Source organism: Stenotrophomonas sp. 2YAF22, assembly GCF_052114665.1.
Classification (GTDB): domain Bacteria; phylum Pseudomonadota; class Gammaproteobacteria; order Xanthomonadales; family Xanthomonadaceae; genus Stenotrophomonas; species Stenotrophomonas indicatrix.
This window is the reverse complement of sequence record NZ_JBFRFE010000117.1, coordinates 1-8,584: the sequence shown is the minus strand read 5'-3', so window position 1 is coordinate 8,584 and position 8,584 is coordinate 1. Positions and strand designations below refer to the sequence as shown.

General features: G+C 68.6%; 8 protein-coding genes. 4 read left to right on the top strand and 4 right to left on the bottom strand.

From position 1 onward, the window contains the following. The first annotated feature begins 156 nt into the window (after positions 1-156). Genes tilS through AB4Y84_RS06985 form a run of 3 tightly spaced genes read left to right on the top strand, consistent with a single transcriptional unit; the run spans position 157 to position 2,608 of the window. Positions 157-1,443: a tRNA lysidine(34) synthetase TilS gene (tilS, locus tag AB4Y84_RS06995; RefSeq protein ID WP_442244097.1), complete on the top strand. Its 1,287-nt coding sequence runs from the start codon at positions 157-159 to the stop codon at positions 1,441-1,443. Between the two features lie 36 nt (positions 1,444-1,479). Beyond that, entirely contained in the window at positions 1,480-1,740 is a 261-nt protein-coding gene (locus AB4Y84_RS06990; protein WP_006381978.1) for an exodeoxyribonuclease VII small subunit, read from the top strand. Further along, complete coding sequence (locus AB4Y84_RS06985; RefSeq protein WP_442244098.1) at positions 1,730-2,608, top strand: polyprenyl synthetase family protein; 879 nt, start codon at positions 1,730-1,732, stop codon at positions 2,606-2,608. The genes AB4Y84_RS06990 and AB4Y84_RS06985 overlap by 11 nt, the downstream gene beginning before the upstream one ends. Positions 2,609-2,677: 69 nt before the next feature. On the opposite strand, the gene AB4Y84_RS06980 is transcribed toward AB4Y84_RS06985, so the two are convergent. After that, positions 2,678-3,040 (bottom strand): DUF4870 domain-containing protein, encoded by a 363-nt coding sequence (locus AB4Y84_RS06980; protein ID WP_025879282.1) that lies wholly within the window; start codon positions 3,038-3,040, stop codon positions 2,678-2,680. 88 nt (positions 3,041-3,128) lie between these two features. Further along, positions 3,129-4,496 (bottom strand): metalloprotease PmbA, encoded by a 1,368-nt coding sequence (pmbA, locus tag AB4Y84_RS06975; protein WP_363732332.1) that lies wholly within the window; start codon positions 4,494-4,496, stop codon positions 3,129-3,131. Positions 4,497-4,564: 68 nt separating this feature from the next. On the opposite strand from pmbA, the gene yjgA reads away from it, so the two are divergent. Next, positions 4,565-5,155: a ribosome biogenesis factor YjgA gene (yjgA, locus tag AB4Y84_RS06970; protein WP_442244099.1), complete on the top strand. Its 591-nt coding sequence runs from the start codon at positions 4,565-4,567 to the stop codon at positions 5,153-5,155. Positions 5,156-5,196: 41 nt separating this feature from the next. Here yjgA and tldD read toward each other — a convergent pair whose 3' ends face one another. Both tldD and AB4Y84_RS06960 read right to left on the bottom strand, forming a co-directional pair. Then, the gene (gene tldD, locus AB4Y84_RS06965) at positions 5,197-6,642 is read right to left on the bottom strand and encodes a metalloprotease TldD (RefSeq protein ID WP_025879285.1); all 1,446 of its coding nucleotides are present in this window, start codon (positions 6,640-6,642) and stop codon (positions 5,197-5,199) included. A 63-nt stretch (positions 6,643-6,705) separates the two neighbouring features. Then, positions 6,706-8,584: YhdP family protein (locus AB4Y84_RS06960; protein WP_442249921.1), on the bottom strand; the 1,879-nt coding region annotated here is incomplete at its 5' end.

Sequence of the window (8,584 nt, the reverse complement as noted above, 5' to 3'; positions counted from 1 at the left end):
GCTTACATGGACGTACTTGCAGCGTCCCCCGCAACCGGACCCACCCCGCCATCCAACGGAATGCCCGCTGTTGCAGTTGCTTCGGCTGTTGCATTTGATCTGGCGGGTGCAGGGCGCAGCCCTGCCGACTCACCCACCCACCCTATACTTGCCGCCGTGACCGCCTTCCCGACCCTCGTTCCGCTGGATGCACCGCTGCTGGTCGGCTACAGCGGTGGGCTGGATTCGACCGTGCTGCTGCACTGGCTGTGGCGATCGGCGCAGGCCGCCGGCACGCCCTTGCGTGCCATCCATGTACACCATGGCCTGCAACCCGCTGCCGACGACTGGGTAAGGCACTGCCAGCAGCAATGTGCTGCGCTGGGCATCGAACTGGCCGTGCACTGCGTGCAGGTCACGCGTGAGGGCGGGCATGGGATCGAAGGTGCCGCGCGGCTGGCACGCCGCGCTGCATTCGCCGCCGAGTTGCAGCCTGCGGAAACCCTGGCGCTGGCCCAGCATCAGGATGACCAGGCCGAAACCTTCCTGCTGCGCGCGTTGCGCGGCTCGGGCATTGATGGGCTGGCGGCGATGACCGCTGACAGCCACCTCGACGGCCATCGCCTGTGGCGTCCATTGCTCGATGTGCCTCGCAGCGGGCTGCAGGCCTACGCCACCACACACGGCCTGCACTGGATCGAAGACCCCAGCAACGGCGACGACCACGCCGACCGCAATTTCCTGCGTCTGCGGGTACTGCCACTGCTGCGCCAGCGCTGGCCACACGCCGCTGCCGCATTGGCTGGCAGCGCCGCGCATAGCGCGCAGACCCGCGCGCTGCTCGACGAAGAAGATGCCGAGCTGCTCGCTCACCTGGAAGTGGCACCACGGGTGCTGTCGCTTGCGCTGCTGCGCCAGGTTGCACCGGAACGTGCTGCGCGCGTGCTGCGTGCGTGGGTACGCCAGCACAACGCAGCGCCGTTGCCGGCGCATGTGCTGCGACAAGTGCAGAACGAATTGATGGCCGCAGGCGCCGATCGGCAGTCGCAGGCGCGTTGGCAGCAGCACGCCATCCGCCAGTGGCGCCAGCACGCCTACCTGATGCCGGCAGCGTTGCCGTCACTGCCGAAGGACTGGCAGGCGGCGTGGGACGGCCGCGCGCCGCTGCAGCTGCCCGACGGCGGCCAGCTGCGCCTGCTCGGCACGGACGGCTTCGAACACCCGTTGCAACTGCGCACCCGCCAGGGTGGCGAGCGCATCGTGCTGCCCGGCCGCGCGCATTCATCCGCGTTGAAGGATTGCCTGCAGCGCGAGCACCTGGCGCCCTGGCGACGCGCACAGCTGCCCCTGCTGTTCGACCAGGGGCAGCTGCTGGCGGCCGCCGATGTAGTCATTGCCGCACCGCTGCAGGCCTGGCTGCAGGCACGCAATGCGCAGTTGCAGTGGCATCCGGGCGGCTGGTGAATTGACCCTCGCACGCGCGCCGTCCACACTTGTCGCATGGCCAAGAAGTCCCCCGAAAACGCCTCCCCGGTCGCCCAGTTCGAGCAGTCGCTCGAATCGCTGGAACAACTGGTGGAGCAGATGGAAACCGGCGAGCTGAGCTTGGAAGCCTCGCTCAGTGCTTACGAACGTGGCGTCGGTCTGTACCGCCAGTGCCAGCAGGCGCTGGAGCAGGCCGAACTGCGCGTGCGCCTGCTCAGCGATCCGGCCCAGCCCGAAACCGCCGAACCCTTCGATCCGCCCAGCCATGACGGCTGAGGCGTTGTTCGCGCGCTGGCGCGACCGTATCGAAAGCCAGCTCGACGCCGCCCTGCCCTCGCCGGCCGAAGCCCCGCAACGCCTGCACCAGGCGATGCGCTATTCCGTGCTCGGTGGCGGCAAGCGCATGCGCCCCTTGCTGGTCTACGCCGCCGGCCAGGTGTTCGGTGCCCCGCTGGACAAGCTCGATGCCGCAGCAATGGCGGTGGAGCTGATCCACGCCTATTCGCTGGTGCACGACGACCTGCCGGCCATGGACGACGACGCCCTGCGCCGTGGCAAGCCCACCACCCACATCGCCTTCGACGAAGCCACCGCCATTCTCGCCGGTGACGCCCTGCAGACCCGTGCGTTCGGCCTGCTGGCCGATGCGCCGCTGCCGGCGGCATTGCGCGTGGCATGCCTGCAGACCCTGGCCCACGCCTCCGGCGCGGCCGGCATGTGCGGCGGCCAGGCGCTGGACATCGATGCCACCGGCCAGCAGCAGTCGCTGGCAGCGCTCACCCGCATGCATGCGCTGAAGACCGGTGCGCTGATCCGCGCTGCGGTGCGCATGGGCGCGTTGTGCGGTGAAGCGCCCGAGCCCGTGCTGGCCCAGCTCGACGGCTTCGCCGATGCGCTCGGCCTGGCCTTCCAGGTCCGCGATGACATCCTCGATGTCGAGGCCAGTTCCGAGCAGCTGGGCAAAACGGCCGGCAAGGACCAGGCCCAGGACAAGAGCACCTTCCCTGCCCTTCTCGGCATGGACGGTGCCAAGGCGCAGCTGCGCGAACTTTCCGCGCGCATGCAGCAGGCACTGGCGGGCTATCACGAAGAAGCCGATGCGCTGCGCGCGCTGGCCACGCTGGCCGTGGAACGCGATCACTGAAGCAGTGTGCGGCCACCAACAAAAACGCCCGGCACTGCCGGGCGTTTTCGTATCCGCGTGCGGCCGTTCTTACTTGATCAGGCGCAGCGCGAACGGGTAACGGTAGGCTTCGCCGTTGTTGGCCTTCACCGCAGCGATGATGCTGAAGACCAAGCTGAGCAGGCCGACGATCGGCGCCAGGAACACACCGATGACCACGAAGGTCAGGATGATGCAGACGAACATCGCGATGGCGACGGTGATCTGGAAGTTCAGCGCTTCCTTGGCCTGGTCGGTGACGAAGGCCTTGCTGGCGTCATCCTTGTTGATCAGCCAGATGACCAGTGCGCCGATGAAACCGGTGAAGATGCCCAGCAGGTGCGCCACCAGGGCCATGGTGCGCTGGTCAGCGGGTACGCTGCTCGCCGCCGGGACGTTCTCGAATTCGCTCACGACAAAACTCCTTTTTTATTGGGTGGTCTTGACCGACCGGCGGCAAGCCGGTCGCGTCAGGCGGGCCTAGCTTACGCCATCAATGGCATCAATCATTGCCGGCGATCGTCATCCGTCCCACCAGGATCGAGCCGGTGCGGATATGCGAGCGCGGATCGACGTCGCTGCCGACCGCCTCGATGGCCATGAACATGTCCCGCAGGTTGCCGGCGATGGTGATGCCATCCACCGGATACTGGATCTGGCCGTTCTCCACGCGGAAGCCGCCGGCGCCGCGCGAGTAGTCGCCGGTCACCCCGTTCACCCCCTGCCCCATCAGCTCGGTCACCAGCAGGCCGTTGCCCATCTGCGCGGCGATGTCCTGCAGGGAGCCGGCGTTGGCCGCCAGCTGCAGGTTGTGCACGCCGCCGGCATTGGCGGTGGTCTGCAGGCCCAGCTTGCGCGCCGAATAGCTGCCCAGCACGTAACGCTGCAGCACGCCGTCACGCACCAGGGCCGAGGCACGGGTGGCCACGCCGTCGCCGTCGAAGGCGGCCGAGCGCAGGCCACGGCGCAGGTGCGGCAGCTCCTCGATCTGCATCCAGTCGGGGAACAGCTGCTGGTCGACGCTGTCCAGCAGGAAGCTCGCCTGGCGGTACAGTGCGCCGCCGGAGACCGCCGACAGCAGATGGCCCACCAGGCTGCGCGCCACTTCCGGCGCGAACAGAACCGGCATGCTGCCGGTCGGTAGCGAACGCGGCTGCAGGCGAGCGATCGTGCGCTCTGCGGCGCGGCGACCGACGCTTGCCGGATCTTCCAGATCCTCGCGGGCCAGTGCGCCGGTGTACCAGCCGTCGCGCTGCATGCCATCGCCGGTGCCGGCGATCAGCGCACAGCCGATCGAATGATGGGTTCCGCGCTCGCGGCCAATGAACCCATGCGAATTGGCGTAGACCGACACGCTCTGCATGCTCGATACCGAGGCGCCATCGGAATTGCGGATCTGCGCATCGGCTTGGCGGCCCGCCGCCTCGCAGGCCAGCGCCAGGTCCACCGCCTCGTCGGCCTGCAGCTCCCAGGGGTGCCAGCCATCCAGTTCGGGGAAGTCGCGGGCCATCAGGTCGGCCTCGGCCAGGCCGGCGGCCGGGTCGTCCTCGGTATGGCGGGCGATCGCGCAGGCCTGCTCGACGGTGGCCAGCAGGCTGGCCTCATGCAGGTCGGCGGTGCTGGCACTGCCCTTGCGCTGGCCGAAGTAGACGGTCACGGCAATGCCGCGGTCGCGGGTGGACTGCACGGTCTCGACCTCGCCGAGACGGACATTGACCTCCAGCCCACGGTCTTCGCTGCAGCTGACCTCGGCCTGGCTGGCGCCCAGCGCGCGGGCACGCTGCAGCAGCTGCTGGGAGATGTCGGCCAGCCGTTCCAGCCGGGCCGGGCTGTCGTCGCCGACGGCGACTTCAGGGGCGATCACGTTCAATGCTTTATCCTGTGCGGGTTGGGCCCGGCATCACGCCGGGCGACTTTTTTTGAAATCAGGTATGGACGATGCGCGGACGCGACGAAGAAACCGGTGAATTCCACGACAAGAGCCGCAGCCAGAACCGGCGCGATGCGCTCGACGTCCTGGCCCTGGGCGAGAAGCTGGTATCGCTGACCCCGGCCCAGCTGGCGCGCCTGCCGATCCCGGAGGACCTGCTGCCGCACATCGCCGAGTGCAAGCGGATCACCGCCCATATCGCGCACAAGCGGCAGCTGGCGTTCCTGGCCAAGCACATGCGCCGCGAGGACGATGCCGCGCTGGATGCGATCCGCGATGCGTTGGACGCCAACAGCGACACCGGCCGCCGCGAAGTGGCGATGATGCACCGTGCCGAAGACTGGCGCGAACGCCTGATGAACGAGGGCGACAAAGCGCTGGCCGCACTGCTGGATGACCATCCGCAGGCCGACCGCCAACAGCTGCGCACGCTGGTGCGCAACGCCCAGGCCGAAAAGGCCAAGAACAAGCCGCCGCGCGCCTACCGCGAAATTTTCCAGGTACTGCGCGCGCTGATGCTGCCGGCCGCGCTGGGCCTGAAGGCATCCGCTGAGGATGTCGAGGCAGACGAGCCGGTCGACGACGCCGACGAGGACTGAGTCCCCGTCGGGCATGGCGGTGGCTGTGGCCATCGCCGTGCTCAGGCCTGGGTACCGCCGACGGTGATGCCCTCGATCAGCAGCGAAGGCTGGCCGACACCGACCGGCACACTCTGCCCGTCCTTGCCGCAGATGCCCACGCCCTCGTCCAGGGCCAGGTCGTTGCCGACCATGCGCACCTTCTGCATGGTCTCCGGGCCGTTGCCGATCAGGGTCGCGCCCTTCACCGGAGCGGTGATCCGGCCATCCTCGATCAGGTAGGCCTCAGTGGCCGAGAACACGTACTTGCCACTGGTGATGTCGACCTGGCCGCCACCAAAATTGACCGCGTACAGGCCCTTCTTCACCGAACGGATCATCTCCTGAGGATCGTGCTGGCCGGCGCGCATGTAGGTGTTGGTCATGCGCGGCATGGTCATGTGCGCGAACGATTCGCGACGGCCGTTGCCGGTCGGCGCCACGCCCATCAGCCGCGCGTTGAGGCTGTCCTGCATGTAGCCGACCAGGATGCCGTCCTCGATCAGCGTGGTGCACTGGGTCGGGTGGCCTTCGTCATCGATGTTGAGTGAACCACGGCGCCCATCCAGGGTGCCGTCGTCGACGATGGTCACGCCCGGGGCAGCCACGCGCTCGCCGATCCTGCCGGCGTAGACGCTGGTGCCCTTGCGGTTGAAGTCACCTTCCAGGCCATGGCCGACCGCTTCATGCAGCAGCACGCCCGGCCAGCCCGGGCCCAGCACCACCGGCATTACCCCGGCCGGCGCCGGTACCGCTTCCAGGTTCACCAGGGCCTGCCGCAGCGCCTCGCGCGCAAAGGCTTCCGGGCGGCCATCGGCGAACAGCGCTTCATAGCCATAGCGACCACCGCCGCCGGCATAACCCGACTCACGGCGGCCGTTCTGCTCGACGATCACCTGCACGTTCAACCGCACCAGCGGGCGCACGTCGGCGCCCAGCACACCATCGGTGCGGGCAACCAGCACGGTATCGACGCCACCGGACAGGCTGACCATCACCTGCTTCACGCGCGGGTCGGCCGCGCGCAGGTAGCCGTCCAGGCGCTTGAGCACCTCGACCTTGGCTTCGTTGCCGATGCCGTCGATCGGGTCCAGCGCCGGATACAGCACGCGCGCATCGCCGCGCAGCAGCGAGCGTCCGGTCTGTGCGCCGCCTTCGCGCGAGATCGCGCGTGCCGACTGCGCTGCGGTCAGCAATGCACCGGCATGGATGTCATCGGAATACGCAAAGCCGGTCTTCTCGCCGGCAATCGCGCGCACGCCCACGCCCTGCTCGATGGAATGGGCACCGTCCTTGACGATGCCGTCTTCCACGCTCCAGCTTTCGCGCCGGGCGTGCTGGAAGTACAGGTCGCCGAAGTCGACACCGGGGCCGAGCAGTTGGCCGAAGGTGCGCTCCAGGCCAGCGGTATCCAGGCCACCGGGGCGCAACAGGCGATCTTGGGCAAGCGTCAGGGCGTTGTCAGTCATGGTCTCGATCTGGGGGTGTGAAGGCGGTCAGGCAAGGCCGCCCTGGGGAAACGGGGGCCGCGCTCAGCGCGGCGGCGGTGGTTCGGTGACGGTCGGCGGCACGGCCGGCAACGGCGGCAGGCGCGGCGGCGGTGCGGGTACTGGCGCACGTTCGCGGCTGCGCTCGATCACTTCCACCTTGGGCTCCTTCCAGGGGCCGGTCACCTTGTAGGTGCGGGCACCGATCTCGCCCAATGGCTTGGACAATACCGCATTGGTGGCTGCACCCAGCGCTGCGCCCACCGGGCCGCCGGCCACCGCGCCGACCACGGTCAGCAGGTTGCCGGCGCGCGGGTTGACGTCGATGGTCTGGTCGAACTGCTGTTTTCGCAGGTCGGCCTCGCCACGGATGGTGATGTTCGCTGCCGGCCCTTCGATCAACACCTTGTCGGTACGGGCCATGCCCTCGCCGAACTGCACGCTGCCCTCGACCTGGTTGAACGCGAAGCCCTTGGAGAAGAAGTCGCGGAAGTCGAACATCAGCCGCCGCGGCAGCTGGGCGACGCTGAGCAGGCCCAGCACGCGGCCGGCACCCGGCTCCAGCTCCAGCAGCTGGCCATTGCGGGCATTCACATCGAGCTGGCCCTGCAGGTTGCCAAGCTGGAAGTCCGACGGACCGCCGGGCCACGAGGCCTGCAGCCGGGCGTGGCCGGAGCCGCCGCGCAGCTGGCCGCCGTAGTCGAGGTTCTGCAGCAACCCGCCCAGGTCTTCACTGCGCACCTGCGCATCAAGCGCGGTTCGCGAACCGCCACCCTTGCCAAGCCAACGGCCACGGATGTCGATCTCCTGGCTGGGGGCGCGGAACTGCAGTTGTTCCACGCTCAGGCCATTTGCGATCGGCCGCGTACGCAGCACCGCCTGGCCCAGCACGACCTTGCCGAACTTCAGGTCGGCGATGTCCAGTGCGAACGGCGGCAGCTTGGCCGGGTCCATGTCGTYGGCACCGGCCTGCACCCGCGCCGGTGCCACCGTGGCTCCGGGAAGGGTCGGCAGCGATTGCCAGTACACGCGCTCGAGCTGGCCGCTGATGGTGCCGCCATCGGCGTTGGGTACATTCAACTTGCCGGCCAGCGAGGGGCCATCCAGGCGCACGTCCAGTGCCTGCGGGCCGGGGTGCAGCTGCAGGCGGGTCTGCTCGAACACGCCGCCGATCAGCATCAGCTGGCCGACCTGCACGTCCACTGCGCGCAGCGGCATCGGTTCGCCATCGCCACCGGCGCCACGGGCCAGGCCGATCCATTCCAGCGCATCCAGGGTCGGGCTGCGGCCATTGATGGTCAGCCCGCTGGGCGGTGGTTCGCGGTCAACGTGGTCGCTGCCCAGGGTGACCTGAACGCCGGTCTGGTTGTTGTGGCTGCGCGCAGCCAGCGCCAGACGCTGGCCGAACGCCACGTCGATGCGGCCGGCGCCCATCGGCAGCTGTGCGGCCACGGTGGTCGGCAGCGGCTCGTTGGCCGGCTTCTGCAGCGGTGCCGGCAGGTCCAGGCGGGTGCCCAGCAGATCCGAGCGCAGGCGCAGCTCGCTGGGCGGCGCTGGTGTACCCGGCGCGACCTTCGGCAGGTTCACCGCGATGGTCCACGGCGAGGTGCCGTTGATGTAGGGCTTCAGCCACGCCATTTCCGGTGCGCGGTCGATCAGCACGCCCGCATCAAGCGTGGCGGCCAGTTCCGATTCGAAGGCCAGCTTGGGGTCACGCACGAAACCACCGGCGCGCAGGCTCAGCCTTCCGTCCTGTCCGAGGTGGCGCACTGCCAGTTCCTCGGCCGCGAAGCCGGCGTTGCTGTAGCGGGCCTGCCCGCGCATGTTGTCGAATTCCAGCTGGAAGCGCTTGTCGACCAGCTTCAGCCCGGCCAGGTCCACCGTGCCCTGCAGGTGGCCACCGCCCTGGTCATGATGCAAGGGC